Here is an 18,095-nt window from a genome sequence, read left to right as displayed (position 1 = left end):
GAACTTACTTCCAGCTGACCAGCGGCGGCATCGAGCTCAGAATGTTCTCGACGTTGCCGCCGGTCTGCAGGCCGAACATCGTGCCCTTGTCGTAGAGCAGATTGAACTCGACATAGAGGCCGCGCGTTTCGAGCTGCTGCGCGCGCTCTTCCTCGGTCCAGGCTTCCTGCATCCGTGCGCGCACGATGCGCGGATAGACATCGAGGAAGGCCGAGCCGACATCGCGTGTGAACGCGAAGTCCTTCTCGAAATCACCCGTGTTGAGCTGATCGTAGAAGATGCCGCCGACGCCGCGCGCCACGCCGCGATGCGGCAGGAAGAAGTAGTCGTCGGCCCAGGCCTTGAACTTCTTGTAGTAAGCGGGGTCATGCGCATCGCAGGCGCCGCGCATTGCGTCGTGAAACGTGATCGTATCCGGCGCATCGGCCTTGCGCTGCTCGGGCAGCATCGGCGTCAGATCCGCGCCGCCACCGAACCAGCCCACCGCCGTCGACAGAAACCGCGTGTTCATGTGCACGGTCGGCACGCGCGGGCTGCGCGGATGCATGATCAGGCTGATGCTGCTGGACACGTAATCGAGCTGCGATCCACCGCCGGGCATTTGCCGTGCCATCTCCGGCGACAGCTTGCCATTGGCTGATGATGTATGGATGCCGATCTTCTCGAACAGCCGGCCGCCCGACAGGAAGCCGCCGACGCCGCCGCCGATCCCCGTCGCACGGGTCCACGGCTTGTAGGTGAAGGTCGCCGGCGTGCCCGGGAACAGCGCCTGCGGCGCCTCGCGCTCCAGCGCCTCGATCTCGGCGCAGATGCGGTCACGGAGGGATTCGAACCAGACCTTGGCACGGGTGCGGTTCTGTTCGATTTCTGGACTGACGATCGGGGTCATGATGTTCATGGTCTTTTCGCTCATGATGTTCGTACAGTCTATATGCCGCTTGCGGCGCGATGGCACCTTGAGATGCGTCAAAAGCGGGAGACGAATCGCCCGCTTTTGCGAAATTGCCGCGCCTCGCCAAGAGCGCAGCAGCGGTGTATCAGAGGCGGCAAAATCATGCCTTTCGGCGCCACCTTCCGGAACCCAAGCATTTGACCCAGTCCACGCCCCGCAAGCCCTTCCTCGATGTCCTCGCCGGCCAGCGCCAGGCGGTGCCGCCGCTCTGGATGATGCGACAGGCCGGACGCTATCTGCCCGAATATCGCGAGGTCCGCGCGCAGGCCGGCGGTTTCCTCGATCTGTGTTTCAATCCGGATTTCGCCACCGAAGTGACGCTGCAGCCGATCCGGCGTTTCGGCTTCGATGCTGCAATCATCTTCTCGGACATTCTGGTGATCCCCTATGCGCTCGGCCGTTCCGTGCGTTTCGAGGTCGGCGAGGGTCCGCGGCTCGATCCATTGGACACGCCGGAAAAGGTCGCGACGCTCTCGCCCGAGGCCGACTTCACCAAGCTCGAACCGGTCTATGAGGCACTGCGCCGCGTGCGCGCCGAACTCGATCCAAAGATTACGCTCATCGGCTTCTGCGGCGCGCCATGGACCGTTGCAACTTACATGGTCGCCGGCAAGGGCACGCCGGATCAGGCGCCGGCGCGGATGATGGCCTATCGGCACCCGGAGGCCTTCGCAATAATCATCGACACCATCGTCGAGAACTCGATCACTTACTTGCTCAGCCAGCTCGACGCCGGCGCCGATGTGCTGCAGATCTTCGATACCTGGGCCGGCATACTGCCAGCGGCGGAATTCCAGCGCTGGTCGGTGGAGCCGACCAAGCGCATCATCGCCGGCGTGCGCGCCAAGGTGCCGGATTCGAAGATCATTGGCTTCCCGCGCGGCGCGGGCGCGCTGCTGCCGAGCTATGTCGGCGCAACCGGTGTCGATGCCGTGAGCATCGACTGGGCCGCCGAGCCGTCCTTCGTGCGCGAGCGGGTGCAAAGCCACGTCGCCGTGCAGGGCAATCTTGATCCGCTGGTGCTGATCGCCGGCGGCGCGGCGCTCGATCGCGCCGTCGATGACGTGCTGGCGAATTATGCGAGCGGACGCTTCATCTTCAATCTCGGCCACGGCATCCAGCCGGAAACGCCGATCGCCCATGTGGAGCAGATGGTGAAGCGGGTGCGGGATTATCGCGGATAACACCCCGCACAGATCCTCGGATGTGAAGTTCACACATCCACTCCCCTTCAGACATGCGTCATCACCCCCATTGTTTGCGGCGCGGGGGCGCCGTCGTGTTTCGCATTCCCCCCCTGAAAGAGGGCGTGCGGAACGCCGGGTGCCCGTTGCACCCTTGGGCCTGATGCGAATGCGGTCTTCCGCATGGTGTTATGCATCAGGACTTTCGGACGCGCCGAGCAAGTGCCCAGCGTTCCGCCTGCGGTGTTTTTTCGGTTGCTTGCGCGTTGCCATGGCGAACGATCCGATCACCAAAATTACAGTCCCAAGGCGAATGGGACAGGGTGCCTCAAGCGAGTAAGCCGAACGCGTTTTGACTTGGTCGTCCGTCACACTGTCCAGGGGTCTTTCCATCCCAAGGCCGGCCGTCTCCTTGCCAGTGGCAGTGCTGGCGCAGATCCGTCCTGCCCGAAGACAGACGTCACCCATGAACCGCGTAACGCCGCATCTCCGGCGTCCACCGCATCCCACCCCGCGAACGTGACGATCGCGATCGCCCCTCTCGGTGAGGCAGGACAAAGGGAATATAAACCTGATAGGGATGTTGTCAAGAGAAGATAGGAAAAAATGTTTGATGGCGCTTCCTCGCCCAAGCTGTCATTCCGGGGCGCGGGCGCGCCTTCGCGCACGTGAACCCGGAATCTTGACGTGTTCAGCGCAAAACACTTCGGGATTCCCCGCCATTCCAATCGGAATGGCTGAGGTTCGCGCTCTGCCGGCTTCGCCGGCGACGCGCGCCCCGGAATGACGAGCTTGGGTCGGGATTCCCCGCCGCTCCAAGTGGAGTGGCTAAGGTTCGCCCTCCAGAGCCTTCGCCGCCTTCACGCGCCTTACCGCCCCTTCTCTGTCCGCCATGCGGCGAAATCCACCAGCGTCTGCTCATCGGTCGCCGGATAGAGCCCGAAGATGCCCTTGCCCTTCTGCACCTGTTCGGTGACGAAATCCTCGAAGGCCGTCATCTCGAAAGCTTCATTGGCGATCTCGTCGGCGAGATGCGCGGGGATGACGATAACGCCGTCGCTGTCGCCGAGGATCACATCGCCGGGAAACACCGGCGCGTCGCCGCAGCCAATCGGGCCGTTGATCTCGATGGCCTGATGCAGCGTCAGATTGGTCGGTGCGCTCGGACGATGGTGATAGGCGGGGAAGCCGAGCTTGGCGATTTCAGCGGAATCGCGAAAGCCGCCATCGGTGATGACACCGGCAACGCCGCGCTGCGCCAGACGGTTGATCAGGATCGCGCCTGCGGACGCCGCACGCGCATCCTTGCGGCTGTCCATCACCAGTACGGCACCGGGCGGGCAATCCTCGACAGCCTTGCGCTGCGGATGCGAGCGATCCCTGAACACGTCGAGCTTGTTGAGATCCTCGCGCGCCGGCATGTAGCGCAGCGTGAAGGCCTCGCCCACCAGCGTCGGCTGGTTGGGTCCGAGCGGATGAACATCCTGGATGCACTGGTTGCGGAAACCGCGCTTGTAGAGCGCGGTGGCCACGGTGGCGGTGGAGATGGTCTTGAGTTTGGCGCGGGTCGCGTCGCTGAGCCTGGTCATGGGATCACTCACTCAATAAATCACGGGTTCTTTGACCGGCGCGCCGAAGTCGGTGCGCAGGAAGTCGAAGTCGCAGCCTTCATTGGCCTGCTGGATATGTTTGGTGAACATCCAGCCATAACCGCGTTCGTAATTGCGTTCCGGGGCTTTCCACGCTGCACGACGCTTTTCCATTTCGGCATCGGAAATATCGAGATTGATCGTCCGCGCATCGACGTCGAGGGTGATCATGTCGCCATTCTCGACCAGCGCCAGCGGACCGCCGATAAAGGATTCCGGTGCGACATGCAGGATGCAGGCGCCGTAGCTGGTGCCGCTCATGCGCGCATCAGAGAGGCGCACCATGTCGCGCACGCCCTGCTTCACCAGCTTCTTCGGGATCGGCAGCATGCCCCATTCCGGCATGCCCGGCCCGCCCTGCGGACCCGCATTGCGCAGGATCAACACATGATCGGCTGTCACGTCGAGGCTCTCGTCATCGATCGCCTTCTTCATGCTGGGATAGTCGTCGAACACCATGGCCGGGCCGGTATGTTTGAGGAAGCGCGGCTCGCAGGCTGACGGCTTGATGACGCAGCCATCGGGCGCGAGGTTGCCCTTGAGCACCGCCAGCGCACCTTCCGCATAGATCGGGTCCTTCACCGTGCGGATGACATCGTCGTTATAGACTTCGGCATCGGCAATGTTCTCGCCGAGCGTCTTGCCAGTGACGGTCATCACATCGAGATGCAGATGCTCCTTGATGCGGCTCATCAGTCCCGGCAGACCGCCGGCATAGAAGAAATCCTCCATCAGATAGGTGTCGCCGGACGGCCGCACATTGGCGATGACAGGCACCTTGCGGCTGGCGATCTCGAAATCGTCGAGGCCGATGTCCTGACCGGCGCGGCGCGCCTGCGCGATCAGATGGATGATCGCATTGGTCGAACAGCCCATCGCCATCGCCACGGTGATGGCGTTCTCGAAGGCCTTGCGCGTCTGGATCTTCTGCGGCGTCAGATCTTCCCACACCATCTCGACAATGCGGCGACCGCATTCACTGGCCATGCGGATGTGGCCGGCATCAGCCGCAGGGATCGACGAGGCACCGGGCAGCGTCATGCCGATGGATTCCGCAATCGCGGTCATCGTGGACGCCGTGCCCATGGTCATGCAGGTGCCGTAGCTGCGGGCGATACCGCCCTCGACCTCAACCCATTCCTTGTCGGAGATCTTGCCGGCGCGGCGTTCGTCCCAGTATTTCCAGGCGTCGGAGCCGGAGCCTAGCGTCTTGCCCTTCCAGTTGCCGCGCAACATCGGGCCGGCCGGCAGATAAATCGCGGGATAGCCCGCGCTGGTAGCGCCGAGCAGCAGGCCCGGCGTGGTCTTGTCGCAGCCGCCCATCAGCACCACGCCATCGACGGGATGGCCGCGCAGCAATTCCTCGGCATCCATCGCCAGCATGTTGCGATAGAGCATCGTGGTCGGCTTCAGGAAGCTCTCCGACAACGACAGCGCCGGCAGCTCCATCGGGAAACCGCCAGCCATCAGGATGCCGCGTTTGACGTCATCGACGCGGGTCTTGAAATGCATGTGGCACGGCTGCGCTTCCGACCAAGTGTTGAGGATCGCGATGACAGGGCGCCCCTTCCACTCGACCGGTGCATAGCCCTGCTGCATCGCGCGCGAGCGGTGGCCGAAGGCACGCAAGTCGTCCGGCGCGAACCAGCGTGCGCTGCGGAGTTGATCGGGGGTCTTCTTGTGGCCCGGCATAATTCCATCCCTGTTTCTTTTTGCTTTGGCACGACTTACTTTTGCACGATGCGAACCAGTCAAGCCGGTCGAGTGTGCCGGATTCGACTGTAGCGGTTCAAGACCGCCTGGCCAATGTCCGGTCCGGCGTCTCCCCGTCTGCCAACCGATGCGCTTCCAGCGCCTCGGCATAGAGCGCGAGACCGTCGGCGACTTTCTGGCGCTCGGCCGGGGCCAGTTGCTGCAAGGCGTTGGTGACCTGCCGCTGCCCATAGGCCTCGATCGCCTCGCGGGTGCGCCGCCCCTTGGCCGTGAGTAACAGCCGCTTGACGCGGCCGTCGCCGGCACTGGCGGCTTCCTTCAGCTCACCGGCGTCGATCAGCTTGCGGATCATCCGGCTGACGCTGGATTTCTCCAGCCCGAGAAACGCCGATAATTCGACCGCGGTCATCGCTTCGCGCGCGCCGATCTCCAGCAGCGTATGCACCGCCGATGGCGGATAGTCGGTCGCTGCAACCGTTGCCTGCATGAAACCGAGTTCGCGCACCATCAGACGCGACGCGGCGCGGATGTGATCAATCAAATCGGCGTCAATATCAGACAATCGCAGGCTCCTTGACGATAGTTGCATGATACAACTATATTGCTGGCGACGAATAATGACCGTGTTAGCACGGTCCGTGCAAGGAATGACCATGACAACCAGCGCTGCCCAGTTCCGCCCCCGCGACCGCATGACCGGACGCATCTGCCTCGTGACCGGCGGCGGCACCGGCATCGGCCGAGCGGCTGCGCTGCAGATGGCGCAGGAAGGCGCAGCTGCAGTGGTGATCGCAGGCCGTCGCGAGGCCGAGGGGCAGGCCGCCGCCGAAGACTGCGGCCGGTTCGGCGCCAAGACGCTGTTCGTCCGCACCGATGTGACCGAGGAGGCCGAGGTCGCCAGTCTGGTGCAGGCCGTGATGTCCCGTTTCGGGCGGCTCGATGTGGCCTTCAACAATGCCGGCTATCAGGAACGGCGCGCGCCGATCGAGCAGCAGGCCAGCGCGGTCTACGACACCGTGTTCGACGCCAATGTCCGCTCGGTGTTTCTTGGCCTGAAGCATCAGATCCAGGCCATGGAACTGAATGGCGGCGGCCGCATCGTCATCAATGCCTCGGTGAGCGGCATCCGCAATCCCAATCCCGGCCTCGCGCTATATTCCGCCTCGAAAGCCGCGGTGATCTCGTTGATGCGTTCGGCGGCGATGGAATGCGGGCCCCGCGGCATCCGCATCAATGCGGTGGCGCCGGGCCGCGTCGTCACCGACATGATGCTGGCCTCGGGGATCGCCGACATGTCGGCCGTCGCAGCCGGCCTGCCGATCCGGCGTATGGGCCAGCCGCATGAAGTCGCGGAAGCCGTGGTATGGCTCGCGTCCGACGATGCCGGCTACATCGTCGGCCATGTGTTATCGGCGGATGGCGGCTTCAGCGCGACCTGACGACATTCGCGCATCATTGCGTTGCAACAGACGAGCAGGACTGCAGATCAGCACCGTGTGACTTGCAACGGCCAGGCCCTTGGCAACGTCCTTGCCATCGTCAAAGATCACAAGCCGATTGCCAAAGCCACCGCGACAGGTCAGCCTGAGGCGATGGAGATGGATCTGCGCGTCGCATGCTGCCACCGCGCGACGTCGGCGCATGTCGTGACGATCCGGAGTATCTGACCGACCAACGACATCACACACATAATCCGGCAACGACCGGGCGGACGAAACGGATGCCTGCATCAATGACAGGCACCGCAAAGGGGAAAACACAGGGAGGAAGTCAAGATGAGCATTTCTCGTCGTGGTATTCTATTGGGCGGCGCCGGCGCACTCGGCGCAGCAACCATTCCACTCGCACGTCCCGCCATTGCGCAGTCGTCCGAACCGATCAAGATCGGCTGGCTCGCAGCCATGACCGGACCGAGTTCGGCGCCAACCGTCGGCTTCAACCGCGGCGTCACCTTTGCCACGGAAGCCATCAATGCCGCCGGCGGCGTCAAGGGCCGCAAGATCGAGATCATCACGCGGGATACGCAGGGCGATCCGACCAAGGCCGTCAACGCCACGCAGGAACTGATCAGCCAGGCCAAGGTCCATGCGATCTGGGGGCCGGTGAATTCAGGCGAAGCGCTGGCCACGACGCCGCTGATGGCACGCGCCAAGATGCCCGACCTACACCCCTGCGTCGTCGATACGCTGATCGACCCCGCGAAATTCCCCGCTGCGTTTCGCATCGCGCCGTCCAACGGCCAGTGGGACGACGCGGTGCGCAATTACTGTCTCAAGGTGCTGAAAGTCAGCAAGATCGCTGTCATCGGCGACACCACGGGCTACGGCGTCACCGCTGTGAAGGCCTCGGTCGAGGCCTTCAAGAAAGACGGCGCGGATGTCGTCTACAGCGCCAATATCGACGCGACACAGCCCGACATGACGCCGGACATGCTGCGCGCCAAGAATGCCGCTGCGCAGGTCATCGTGGTGTGGAGCGTCTCCACCGGCATGGAAGCGCGCATGTTCAACACCCGCGCGTCGATGAACTGGGACGTTGCCTTTGTCGGCCATCCGTCGCTGGCATCCGGCGAACTCGCCAGCCTGATCGAGAAACCCGCGAACTGGGAGAAGGTCTATGCCATCGGCTACAAGAGCTGCAGCTACGATTCAGCCGGCAAACTGCCTGCCAAGAGCCAGGATCTTGTTGATCGCCTGAACAAGGCCAAGGTGCCGCTCAACGACACGCTGCTGTGGTGGATCGCGGGCGGTATCGACGCGGTCGAACTGATCGCCAGGGCTGTCGAGGCCAGCGGATCGACCGACAGCGAGGGCATCGTCAAATACTGGAACTCGCTGACCAAATATCCCGGCTATTTCGGCAACTACTCGTTCTCACCCACCCAGCATAACGGCTATCCGACCGACGAGATCGTCATGTCGGAAGCGCGTTCCGCCAAGAACGGCACCTTCGCCCTCGCCCCCGGCTACTCATAGACCGGCGCGAGGACGACACACATGCTCGGCTCGATCATAGCTTCAGGTCTCGCGGCGGGCGCGATCTATGCGCTCGTCGGCATCACCTACAACACGATGTTCTCGACCTCGCGGGTGATGAGCTTCACCGCCGGGCAGCTCGCCATGCTCGGCGGGGTGTTCGGCTCGTTGTTCATGCTGAAAATGGGGATGCCGACTTTGGTCGGCTTCGCCCTCACACTGATCGCCTGCGCGATCATCGGCGTCATCACCGAATTCGTCGCGGTGCGGCCGGTGCTCAAGAGCCTCGAACAGCATCTCTACGTGCTGTCGACGCTGGCGCTGGCACTGATGATCCAGCAGGTCACCGCGATCAAATGGGGCACCGAGCCGCAGCCGTTCCCGCGCATCGTCGGCCTCGGCACCGGCGTGTGGGACGAGAAATTCTGGCTGCCGGTGGTGGCCTGCGGCCTCACCATTCTCGGCCTCGAATATCTCTATCGCAAGACGCTCGTCGGCCACGCCTTCATGGCGATCGCCGAGGACAATTTCGCCGCGCGTGCGCTAGGCCTGCCCGAACGCAACCTGCGCGTGGCGAGCTACGCCTTGGCCGGCGTGATCGGCGGCGTGGCCGGCTTTGCCGGCGGCGAGCTGATGCTGGCCTTCTTCGCCAATGGCGCGCTGCTGAATTTCTACGGCTTCGTGCCGGTGGCGCTCGGCGGCCTCGGCAACAATCGCGGCGCGCTGATCGGCGGCCTCGCGCTCGGCCTGTTCCAGCAGGCGGCGAATTTCCTGGTCGGCGGCATCTTCTCGTCGGTCGCGGTGTTCGCGATCTTCATCATCGTGTTGCTGGCAGCGCCCTCGGGCCTGTTCGGCTCCGCAACCGCGCGGAGGGTGTGATGACGGCGATCACCGATATCCCGACATCGCACGAAAGCACGACCAGACATTCCGTGCTGCCGGCACTGCTGCCGTTCCTCGGCGTGTTCGCGCTGGCGATGGTCTTGCCTTTCGTCAGCAACGACTACTGGGCGCTGATCGGCACGCGTGCCGCGATCTACTGGGTGCTGGTCGCCGGCCTCAATCTCGTGGTCGGTTTCGCCGGGCACCTCGCCATTGGCTATGTAGCGCTGCTGACGCTCGGCGCCTACACCACCAGCGTACTCGCCGCCGGCAATGTGTTGCCGCCGATGCCGATCTATGGCGCGCTGATCATCGCAAGCTGCGTCGGCGCGGTGTTCGGCGTGATCGTCGGCCTGCCAGCGATGCGGCTGCGCACCTTCTACTTCGCCATGACCACGCTCGGCTTCGCCACCATCGTGACGCAGATCGCGCTGGCTTGGCAGAGCGTCACCGGCGGCGGCATCGGCATCGTCGGGCCGGAATTCTCCGCGCCGTTCAACACGCCGTGGGGATTCTATTATCTGTGCATCGGCTTCGCGGCGGTGGCGACCTGGCTCAGCGCCAATATCGCCTATAGCCGGTTCGGCCGCGCGCTGATCGCGATCCGCGACGCCGATGTGGCGGCGGAAGCCACCGGCATCTCGAAGCCGAAATTGCTGGTGTCGATCTTCCTGCTCGCCGGCGCCATGGCGGCCTTTGCCGGCGGGCTTTTCGCCAGCCTGCAGACCTATATCACGCCGGACGCCTTCACCTTCGATCTCTCTGTGTTGTTCTTCATCGCCATCCTGATCGGCGGCCGCGGGTCCATCCTGGGGCCGATGCTCGGCACCATCATCCTCACCATCCTGCCGGAGATCGCCGCACCACTGGCGGCGTGGTCGACCTTCCTCTATGCGGTGCTGCTGCTCCTGATCGTGCTGGTGATGCCCGGCGGCATTGCAGCGCTGCTGGACTTCAAGAGCAGACGTCCGCTCGCCAGCAATCGCGCCATCGTGCCGCGCATCGCGGGGCTCTCCGAAGTGCTGCGCAAGACGGCCGGTGCGCAGACGCTGACACTGCGCGATGTGGTGCTCACCTTCGGCAATGTGCGGGCCATCGATGGCCTCGACCTCGACGTGAAGCCCGGCCAGATCCACGGGTTGATCGGGCCTAACGGCTCCGGCAAGACCACGACGCTGAACGTGATCTCCGGCTACTACGCCGCCAAGGGCGGCAGCATCACACTCGGCGATGACGCGCTGCCGCCGGGGGTGCCCGAGCTGCGCGCGGGCAAGGGCATCGCCCGCACCTTCCAGACGCCGCGCGTGATCGGCGAAGCCTCGGTGCTCGAGAATGTGATGGTCGGCGGCACCATCGAGGGCGAAGCGACATTTGCCGAGGCGCTGCTGTCGCTGCCGCGGCATCATCGCGACGAACGCAAGCTCACCGCACAGGCACGCGCGATGCTCGGCGTCGTCGGGCTGGAGGCGCTGGCGGATGTGCGCGCGGATCGCCTGCAGCACAGCGAATTGCGTTTTATCGAGATTGCGCGTGCCCTGATGCTGCAGCCGGACTTTCTGCTGCTAGACGAGCCCGCCGCAGGCCTCTCCAGCGACGAAATCACAAGACTCGGCGCACTGATCAAGGCCATCAGCCGCCGCGGCACCGGCGTGCTGCTGGTCGAGCATCATGCCGACCTGATCTTCGACATCTGCGATCAGGTCACGGTGCTCAATCTCGGCAAGATCCTCGCCGCCGGCACGCCGGCCGAAATCCGCGTTCACAAGGAGGTCGTCAGTGCTTACCTCGGAGGCTGAACCGCTGCTCAGGGTCACCGCGCTGGAATCCGGCTACGGCAAGATCCGCGTGCTTCATGGCATCGACCTGCATATCGCCGCCGGCGAGGTGGTGACATTGCTTGGCCCCAACGGCGCCGGGAAATCAACCTTGCTGCGCGCGATCTCCGGCCTGTTGCCGGTCAATGCCGCCAGCGTCCGTTTCGACGGCCGCGACATCAGCAATGGCACGCCGCGCGAGGCTGCGCGCGCCGGCCTCGTGCATGTGATCGAGGGACACCGCGTGTTCACGCAGCAGACGGTGACCGAAAACCTGCTGCTCGCGGCCTACGACCTGCCGCGCGGCGAACGCAACGCGCGTGTCGATGAGGCATTGTCGTTCTTTCCGGAGATCGCCGAGAAGCGCCATGAGCGCGGAGCGTCGCTCTCGGGCGGGCAGCAGCAGATGCTGGTGGTGGCACAGGGCCTCGTGCGGCGCCCGCGCCTCTTGATGCTGGACGAACCATCTGCCGGTCTGTCGCCAGTGCTGGTCGACCGCGTGCTGACGGTGATCGCGCAGCTGCAGAGGCAAGGCACCGCCGTGCTGCTGGTGGAGCAGTTGGTGGAGAAAGCGCTGGCTGCGGCCAACCGCGTCTACGCGCTGTCGCAGGGGCGGATCGTGCTGGAAGCCGCGACAACGGAAGCGAACCTGCCGCAGCGATTGGAGCGGGCCTATTTCGGGCATGAGGAAGCGGTGGCAGTGTAGTGGAGCGCGGCGCTGCTTGCTGCGCTACCCCACACACTCGTCATTCCGGGATGCACGCAAGACTGCGGAGCAGGCTGGAGTGCAGACCCGGAATCTCGATGTGTTCAGCGCTGAACATTTCGGGATTCCGGGTTCGCTCGCGAAGAGCGAGCGCCCCGGAATGACAGTGTGAGGCAGCTTGCGCTCGCGATGTTCAACTATCGATAATCGCCACCGCCCGCGTCCAACCCGCCGATGCCTTCTCGATCTTCACCGGGAAGCACGACACCATAAAACCGGTGGACGGCAGTTGTTCGAGATTGTGCAGCTTCTCGAGATGGCAGTAGCCGATATGGCGACCGGCCTTGTGGCCTTCCCAGATCAGGCTGGCATCCTTGGTCTCGGCATATTTCTTCGCGGTATAGACGAACGGCGCGTCCCAGCTCCAGCCGTCGATGCCGGTGAGGCGCACGCCCCGCTCCAGCAGATACATGGTGGCCTCATAGCCCATGCCGCAGCCGGAGGTGACGTAGTCCTGCTGGCCGTATTTGACGCCGGCGGAGGTGTTGACGACGACGATCTCCAGCGGGCTCAACGTATGGCCGATACGCCTGAGCTCGTCCTCGACATCCTTGGCGGTTGCGACATAGCCGTCCGGCAAATGCCGGAAGTCGAGCTTCACGCCCGGCTGGAAACACCATTCCAGCGGCACTTCGTCGATGGTCCATGAGCGCTCGCCGCGATTCATCGTGGGATGAAAATGATAGGGCGCGTCGAGATGCGTGCCGTTATGGGTCGAGAGCTGCACCAGCTCCACCGCCCAGCCCTCGCCGTCCGGCAGGTCTTCCTTCTTCAACCCGTCGAAGAACTGCAGCATCCGCGGCAGGCCCTGCTGGTGATCGACATAACTGATGGTGGGATGATTGCCCGGCGGATCGGCAGGGACGTCGTTCTGCAGGGGTACGGAGATATCGATGAGGCGACGGGACATGGGATTTCCTCGGGGTTCTCAGTTTTTCGTCATGGCCGGGTTTATCCCGGCCATCCACGTCTTGAGTCGTAAGCACCGAAGGCGTGGATGCCCGGGACAAGCCCGGGCATGACGTGGTGAGAGGTCAGTGCTTCAACAAGCTCACACGTCCTGCCGCACCACCTTGTTCTTCAACACGCCGATCTTCTCGACCTCGAGCTCGATCTCGTCATTGTGTTCGAGATACCAGCCGAGTTCGAGGCCGCAGCCGTTGCCGACGGTGCCGGAGCCGATGAATTCGCCGGGCATCAGCGTCTCGTCCTTGGTCACATGCGCGATGATCTCCTCGAAGGAGAACAGCATGCCCTCGCTGGTCGAGGACGAGCGCACCTTGCCGTTGACGCGGCATTCCATCTTCAGCTTGTAGGGATCGCCGATCTCGTCGGGCGTCACGATCCACGGGCCCAGCACGTTGCCGCCATCGAAGCTCTTGCCCTTGGCGGGACCAAGCCGGCCTTCCATCTCCAGCCGCTGCGCGTCACGCGCCGAGAAATCGTTGAAGATGGTGTAGCCGAAGATGTGATCCTTCGCCTTGGCCGCGGAAATATTCGCGCCCTTGTTCTTGGTGATGATGCCGAATTCGAGTTCGTAATCCATCACCTTGCTGTAGCGCGGCCAGTTCACCGTGGTGTTGGTGCCGCGCACGCTGAAGCGGTTGGTGATGTAGTAGATCGGCTGGCGACGATAGACTTCGGGCAATTCGCCGAGCGGCTCGGCATCCAGCCGCGCCAGTTCGGCCATGTCGTTCTTGGCCCGCGCAGCGAGCTTGAGCTGGCCACGCGGCGCCTGCAGGATATGAAGCGGAAACGACATGCCGTCGCGGCACTGGCGCGGCTCCGGCACTGGCGCCAGAACATCGGCACCGGCGACGCTCACTGACAACGACGCGTCGCTGCCGTGTTTGTCGAAAACCTTTCGCGCGGCATCGAGCGCGCCTTCACCTGCATCGATCAGCGCCAGCATCGACCCGAAGGCGGGATTTCCGCCATTACGGCCGGCTGCGGCGGCGAGATCGAACAGTTTCGTATCGTCGGTGTGCACCACACCAACCTTGTCCTGGCCATTGGCGCGAAATGTCGCGAGCTTCACAGGCTTCTCCCTCTTGCTTGTTCTTAGGGAATATATATGATCAAAAAAAATATCGATAAACAAGAGGCGATCGCAAAGATTGTCTGCAACGGAGGCGACGATGACCCGGTTAATGGCCGTAGCCATGCTGGCTGCGTTGACGGCGGCGAGCGCCGCGCAGGCTCAGAGCAAACTCCAGATCGGTTGCACTGCAACAACGGACTGCGCCTCGGCGATGGTCGCGGTCGATGAAGGCATCTTCAAGAAGCACGGGCTCGATGCCGAGATGATTCCCATCGGCATCAACTCCAATATCCCGGCAGCCATTCTGTCCGGCTCGATCCAGATCGGCGGCCCGACCTCCACCGTCTTCCTGCAGGCTGCCGACGGCGGCCTCGATCTCGTCGCAGTCGCCGGCGCAACGGTGATGAGCCCGACATCGAACGCCAATATCACCGCCTTCGTGCGTAACGGCATCACGATCAAGGAGCCGAAGGATTTCATCGGCAAGAAGGTCGGCGCACCGGGCCTCGGTGCGTTTCTTCACGTGCTGTTCGTCAAATGGCTGGTCGACAAGGGTGTCGATCCCAGGAAGGTCAATTTCGTCGAAGTGACCTTCCCGACCATGCCGGACATCATCAAGTCCGGCGGTGTCGATGCCGTGCTGACCGCTGAGCCTACCGTATCGCGCATGCTGGCGGCCGGCAGCGGCAGCATCGGCGCACGTTACGCGTCGGAACTCGAGCGCACAGAGCCGATCATCTTCTATGCGGCCTCGCGCGAATGGGCCGAGAAGAATCCCGACACCGTCAGGAAATTCCGCGCTGCCATCGCCGAAGGTTCGGCGATCGTGAACAGCGATAAGGAAAAGACCTCAGCCGCAATCGCCAAATTCACCAAACAGACCATCGAACTGGTGAAGGCATCGCCGCCGAACAAGTCGGAGCCGGTGCTGAAGCCCGAGCAACTGGCATGGTGGATCGACGTCATGTCGTCGCAGAAGATGCTCGAGACCAAGCTCGATCTTAACAAACTGATTCTGAAATAGGTCGAACTGAATGGCGGGCCAGCCCCTTAGCAGTACAATCGATGTGTCCGGCTCGGATACGCTGAGTGAACGTGCAGCGACACTGCTTCAGCATGACATCATTGCCGGCAATCTCGCCCCGGGGACGCGGCTTGGCATCGTCGATCTCGTGCAGCGTTACGAGATCGGCGCCACGCCCATGCGCGAAGGACTGTCACGCCTGATCTCACGTGGCCTGATTATCGGCATCGGCCAGCGCGGTTTTCGCGTCGCCGACATCAGCCGGGAGGATCTGGCCGACATCACACGGATGCGCAGCGTGGTGGAGATGGAGGCGCTGCGGCTGGCCATCGAACATGGCGACGACGCCTGGGAGGCCGGCATCATTAGTTCGCTGCACCAGATGCGCCGGCATATCGAACGCACCGGCGATGAATTCCGTGAAGGCGCGCCGGATTTCGACAAGCTCCACAAGGGATTTCACACCGCCCTGCTCGCAGCCTGCGGATCGAAGCGCCTGCTCTCGGCGCATTCGGAACTTTACGATCAGGCCTATCGCTACCGCAGGGTGATGATGCGCGGCTTCGACAGCGGCAGCCGCTTTGTCGCAGCCCATCAGCTTCTGGCCGATCGCGTGCTTGCGCGCGAAATTGGTCCTGCGCAGGCCATGCTGACATCGCATCTGCACTCGACCCTCGCTTTCGTTTATCCACCCGGACAGGGAGATTGAGTGCGATGACATCCGCTGCTCTCCGCAAGGACATCCCATCGGTTCAGTCGGACAGGACGCAGATCGCGTTTTCCCATGTCACGCTGGATCTCGGCGGCAAGACGATTATCGAAGACGTCAGTCTCGACGTGAAGCCCGGCGAGTTCCTCTGCATCATCGGCGCCTCCGGCTGCGGCAAGACGACGGCGCTGCGCCTCGCCGCTGGCCTGTACCAACCGACATCCGGACATGTCAGCTTCGACGGCGAGCCGATGCGCGCGCCCCGGCGCGATGTCGCCATCGTGTTCCAGGATTATGGCAAGGCACTGCTGCCATGGCGCACCGCCGCCGGAAATATCGCGCTGGCGCTCGAAACTATTGGCATGCCCAAGGCACAGCGCCCGGCCCGCATCGACGAGTTGCTGAAGAAAGTCGGCCTGCCCCATCACGCCGCGAAATATCCCGCCGAGATGTCCGGCGGCATGCAGCAGCGGCTGCAGATCGCACGATGTCTGGCGCAGGAACCGAAAGCGCTGCTGATGGACGAGCCGTTCGGCGCGCTCGATGCCATGACGCGGCAGGGTCTGCAGGACGAGGTCCTGTCACTGCTCGATGCCAGCAAGGCCACGGTGATCTTCGTCACCCACGATCTCGAAGAAGCGATTTATCTGGGGGACCGCGTGGTCGGCCTGCTGCCGCATCCCGGCCGCATCGGCATCGATCTTCCGATCAACCTGCCGCGCTCGCGCGATCAATTGACCACGCGCGAAAACCCGGAATTCCTGCGCCTGCGCCGCGAATTATTCGACTTCATCAAGGCATCGGAAGCATGAGATCCGAGCGCCTGAAAGCGGCGATCCTTCCGGTGAGTCTGCTCATCGTGCTGGAAATCTGGGCTCGCTCCGTCGATATCCATAGCGACGCGCTGGCGCCGCCGAGCGCCGTGGTGCTGGCGCTGTTCAATGCGTTCGGCGATGGTTCAATCCTGTCGGCGACGCGCGACACGCTGGCCTCGGCCTTTGCCGGCCTCGCCGTCGGCGGCGCAATCGGATTGTTCCTCGGAATTGCACTCGGCATCTTCCAGCCGCTCGACCGGCTGATGGAAGTGACCATCGAATCCCTGCGGCCGATCCCCTCCATCGCGCTGCTACCGATCGCGCTGATCGCGCTCGGCTTCGGCTATCGCATGGAAATCGTGATCGTCGCCTTTGCCTGTGTGTGGCCGATCCTCATCCTTAGCCGCGCTGCGGTGCGCAGCATCGAGCCGCGGCTGATCGAAGTCTCCCGCGCGCTGCGGCTGTCGCCGGGCGACCGTATCAGCAAGATCATCATTCCCGCCGCATTGCCGCGCATCTTTCTCGCCTTCCGCCTGGCCGCCGGCATCGCGCTGATCGTCGCCGTTACCGTGGAAATCGCGATCAATCCCATCGGGCTCGGCGCCGGAATCATGATCGCGCAGCAAGCATTGCGGCCGGACCTGATGCTCGCTTATCTGCTGTGGATCGGCCTCATCGGCTACGCGCTCAATGCCGGATTGCTGGCCGCGCAGCAGCATCTGTTTGGCCCCGCAGCGCTGGCGGGAGAGGTCCGATGAACCGGGCACTCACTCTCTGGCGCCTTGCCAGTTTCGCCGTGGCTGCAGGCCTGATCGGGCTGTGGCAGTTGATCGCCAATCTGAAACTTGTCTCGCCCGTGTTCCTGCCCGGCCCCGACCGTGCCTGGGCCGCGCTGATGCGCGGCTTCAGCAATGGCACGTTGCTGGACAAGACAATCGGCACCCTCGAACACATGTTCTATGGCTGGCTGGTCGCATCCGTCGTCGGGATCGCACTCGGCGCGATGATCGGCTCATCGAAGGCGATGCGCAGCTATGTCGCCCCGTCGCTGGAATTCCTGCGGCCATTGCCGGTGTCGGCGATCATTCCCGTCGCCATCGCTCTGTTCGGGTTGACCCAGGGCATGGCACTGTTCGTCATCGCTTTCGGCGCGATCTGGCCGATGCTGCTTGCGACCGTACACGGCTTCGGCGCAGTAGAGCCGCGCCTCTATGAAGTCGCGCGCTCGCTGCACATGTCGCGCCTCGCGGTGATCTTCAAGATAGCCCTGCCATCTGCCAGTCCCGATATCATCTCCGGCATGCGGCTCAGCCTGACCGTGTCGCTGATCCTGGCGGTGGTCTGCGAGATTCTCGCGGGGCTCGACGGCCTCGGCCACTGGGTGCTGCTTTCGGCGCGCGCGTTTCGTTCGCCGGATCTATTCGCCGGCGTGATCCTGCTCGGCGTGATCGGCTATGTCACCTCGCTGGCGATGTCGATGGTCGAGCAGCGACTGCTGCGGTGGCGGACGAGCGGGCATTGACTACACACTCTCGTCATTCCGGGGACGGACCGACGCCGCAGGCGGCGGG

Annotated in this window: 17 protein-coding genes; 11 read left to right on the top strand and 6 right to left on the bottom strand. The window is 63.4% G+C overall.

The genetic code is table 11. From position 1 onward, the window contains the following. Window positions 1–4: 4 nt before the first annotated feature. A complete protein-coding gene (gene hemF / locus AB8A33_RS03685; protein WP_439091469.1) occupies window positions 5–898 on the bottom strand; it encodes an oxygen-dependent coproporphyrinogen oxidase in 894 nt (297 codons plus the stop codon). A gap of 191 nt (window positions 899–1,089) precedes the next feature. On the opposite strand from hemF, the gene hemE reads away from it, so the two are divergent. After that, window positions 1,090–2,136, top strand: a complete 1,047-nt coding sequence (gene hemE / locus AB8A33_RS03680; RefSeq protein ID WP_439091468.1) for a uroporphyrinogen decarboxylase — start codon at window positions 1,090–1,092, stop codon at window positions 2,134–2,136. 869 nt (window positions 2,137–3,005) lie between these two features. Here hemE and AB8A33_RS03675 read toward each other — a convergent pair. The 3 genes from AB8A33_RS03675 to AB8A33_RS03665 form a co-directional block, all read right to left on the bottom strand. Then, window positions 3,006–3,725: a ribonuclease activity regulator RraA gene (locus AB8A33_RS03675; protein ID WP_439091467.1), complete on the bottom strand. Its 720-nt coding sequence runs from the start codon at window positions 3,723–3,725 to the stop codon at window positions 3,006–3,008. Window positions 3,726–3,737: 12 nt separating this feature from the next. Further along, the gene (gene araD, locus AB8A33_RS03670; protein WP_439091466.1) at window positions 3,738–5,477 is read right to left on the bottom strand and encodes an L-arabinonate dehydratase; all 1,740 of its coding nucleotides are present in this window, start codon (window positions 5,475–5,477) and stop codon (window positions 3,738–3,740) included. Window positions 5,478–5,574: 97 nt separating this feature from the next. Continuing rightward, window positions 5,575–6,060 (bottom strand): MarR family winged helix-turn-helix transcriptional regulator, encoded by a 486-nt coding sequence (locus AB8A33_RS03665; RefSeq protein ID WP_439091465.1) that lies wholly within the window; start codon window positions 6,058–6,060, stop codon window positions 5,575–5,577. Between the two features lie 91 nt (window positions 6,061–6,151). On the opposite strand from AB8A33_RS03665, the gene AB8A33_RS03660 reads away from it, so the two are divergent. From AB8A33_RS03660 to AB8A33_RS03640, 5 genes are all read left to right on the top strand, one after another. Next, the gene (locus AB8A33_RS03660; RefSeq protein WP_439091464.1) at window positions 6,152–6,937 is read left to right on the top strand and encodes an SDR family NAD(P)-dependent oxidoreductase; all 786 of its coding nucleotides are present in this window, start codon (window positions 6,152–6,154) and stop codon (window positions 6,935–6,937) included. A 336-nt stretch (window positions 6,938–7,273) separates the two neighbouring features. After that, a complete protein-coding gene (locus AB8A33_RS03655; RefSeq protein ID WP_439091463.1) occupies window positions 7,274–8,473 on the top strand; it encodes an ABC transporter substrate-binding protein in 1,200 nt (399 codons plus the stop codon). Window positions 8,474–8,494: 21 nt separating this feature from the next. Then, window positions 8,495–9,352: a branched-chain amino acid ABC transporter permease gene (locus AB8A33_RS03650; RefSeq protein WP_439091462.1), complete on the top strand. Its 858-nt coding sequence runs from the start codon at window positions 8,495–8,497 to the stop codon at window positions 9,350–9,352. Next, window positions 9,352–11,151: a branched-chain amino acid ABC transporter ATP-binding protein/permease gene (locus tag AB8A33_RS03645; RefSeq protein ID WP_439091461.1), complete on the top strand. Its 1,800-nt coding sequence runs from the start codon at window positions 9,352–9,354 to the stop codon at window positions 11,149–11,151. Before AB8A33_RS03650 ends, AB8A33_RS03645 begins: the two co-directional genes overlap by 1 nt. Continuing rightward, on the top strand, window positions 11,132–11,875 hold the full coding sequence (locus AB8A33_RS03640; protein ID WP_439091460.1) for an ABC transporter ATP-binding protein: 744 nt from the start codon (window positions 11,132–11,134) through the stop codon (window positions 11,873–11,875). The genes AB8A33_RS03645 and AB8A33_RS03640 overlap by 20 nt, the downstream gene beginning before the upstream one ends. Before the next feature lie 193 nt (window positions 11,876–12,068). Here AB8A33_RS03640 and AB8A33_RS03635 read toward each other — a convergent pair whose 3' ends face one another. Both AB8A33_RS03635 and AB8A33_RS03630 read right to left on the bottom strand, forming a co-directional pair. Continuing rightward, the gene (locus tag AB8A33_RS03635) at window positions 12,069–12,845 is read right to left on the bottom strand and encodes a cyclase family protein (protein WP_439091459.1); all 777 of its coding nucleotides are present in this window, start codon (window positions 12,843–12,845) and stop codon (window positions 12,069–12,071) included. 141 nt (window positions 12,846–12,986) lie between these two features. Beyond that, window positions 12,987–13,973 (bottom strand): fumarylacetoacetate hydrolase family protein, encoded by a 987-nt coding sequence (locus tag AB8A33_RS03630; RefSeq protein WP_439091458.1) that lies wholly within the window; start codon window positions 13,971–13,973, stop codon window positions 12,987–12,989. Window positions 13,974–14,073: 100 nt separating this feature from the next. On the opposite strand from AB8A33_RS03630, the gene AB8A33_RS03625 reads away from it, so the two are divergent. The 5 genes from AB8A33_RS03625 to AB8A33_RS03605 are packed head-to-tail and all read left to right on the top strand — an operon-like array spanning window position 14,074 to window position 18,046. Further along, window positions 14,074–15,000: an ABC transporter substrate-binding protein gene (locus AB8A33_RS03625; protein WP_439091457.1), complete on the top strand. Its 927-nt coding sequence runs from the start codon at window positions 14,074–14,076 to the stop codon at window positions 14,998–15,000. A gap of 10 nt (window positions 15,001–15,010) precedes the next feature. Next, a complete protein-coding gene (locus AB8A33_RS03620; protein WP_439091456.1) occupies window positions 15,011–15,709 on the top strand; it encodes a GntR family transcriptional regulator in 699 nt (232 codons plus the stop codon). Between the two features lie 5 nt (window positions 15,710–15,714). Then, complete coding sequence (locus AB8A33_RS03615) at window positions 15,715–16,521, top strand: ABC transporter ATP-binding protein (protein ID WP_439091455.1); 807 nt, start codon at window positions 15,715–15,717, stop codon at window positions 16,519–16,521. Beyond that, entirely contained in the window at window positions 16,518–17,282 is a 765-nt protein-coding gene (locus AB8A33_RS03610; RefSeq protein ID WP_439091454.1) for an ABC transporter permease, read from the top strand. Before AB8A33_RS03615 ends, AB8A33_RS03610 begins: the two co-directional genes overlap by 4 nt. Beyond that, window positions 17,279–18,046, top strand: a complete 768-nt coding sequence (locus AB8A33_RS03605) for an ABC transporter permease (RefSeq protein WP_439091453.1) — start codon at window positions 17,279–17,281, stop codon at window positions 18,044–18,046. Before AB8A33_RS03610 ends, AB8A33_RS03605 begins: the two co-directional genes overlap by 4 nt. Window positions 18,047–18,095 lie beyond the last annotated feature (49 nt).

It is taken from the genome of Tardiphaga sp. 813_E8_N1_3 (assembly GCF_051811025.1).
Classification (GTDB): domain Bacteria; phylum Pseudomonadota; class Alphaproteobacteria; order Rhizobiales; family Xanthobacteraceae; genus Tardiphaga.
This window is presented reverse-complemented; position numbering and strand designations above follow the sequence as displayed.

Coding starts and splice junctions, on each gene's coding strand:
- araD (WP_439091466.1), bottom strand. CDS start 5,477: ATGCCGGGCCACAAGAAGACCCCCGATCAACTCCGCAGCGCACGCTGG.
- AB8A33_RS03645 (WP_439091461.1), top strand. CDS start 9,352: ATGACGGCGATCACCGATATCCCGACATCGCACGAAAGCACGACCAGA.
- AB8A33_RS03610 (WP_439091454.1), top strand. CDS start 16,518: ATGAGATCCGAGCGCCTGAAAGCGGCGATCCTTCCGGTGAGTCTGCTC.
- AB8A33_RS03660 (WP_439091464.1), top strand. CDS start 6,152: ATGACAACCAGCGCTGCCCAGTTCCGCCCCCGCGACCGCATGACCGGA.
- AB8A33_RS03625 (WP_439091457.1), top strand. CDS start 14,074: ATGACCCGGTTAATGGCCGTAGCCATGCTGGCTGCGTTGACGGCGGCG.
- AB8A33_RS03620 (WP_439091456.1), top strand. CDS start 15,011: ATGGCGGGCCAGCCCCTTAGCAGTACAATCGATGTGTCCGGCTCGGAT.
- hemF (WP_439091469.1), bottom strand. CDS start 898: ATGAACATCATGACCCCGATCGTCAGTCCAGAAATCGAACAGAACCGC.
- AB8A33_RS03615 (WP_439091455.1), top strand. CDS start 15,715: ATGACATCCGCTGCTCTCCGCAAGGACATCCCATCGGTTCAGTCGGAC.
- AB8A33_RS03605 (WP_439091453.1), top strand. CDS start 17,279: ATGAACCGGGCACTCACTCTCTGGCGCCTTGCCAGTTTCGCCGTGGCT.
- AB8A33_RS03650 (WP_439091462.1), top strand. CDS start 8,495: ATGCTCGGCTCGATCATAGCTTCAGGTCTCGCGGCGGGCGCGATCTAT.
- AB8A33_RS03635 (WP_439091459.1), bottom strand. CDS start 12,845: ATGTCCCGTCGCCTCATCGATATCTCCGTACCCCTGCAGAACGACGTC.
- AB8A33_RS03675 (WP_439091467.1), bottom strand. CDS start 3,725: ATGACCAGGCTCAGCGACGCGACCCGCGCCAAACTCAAGACCATCTCC.
- AB8A33_RS03655 (WP_439091463.1), top strand. CDS start 7,274: ATGAGCATTTCTCGTCGTGGTATTCTATTGGGCGGCGCCGGCGCACTC.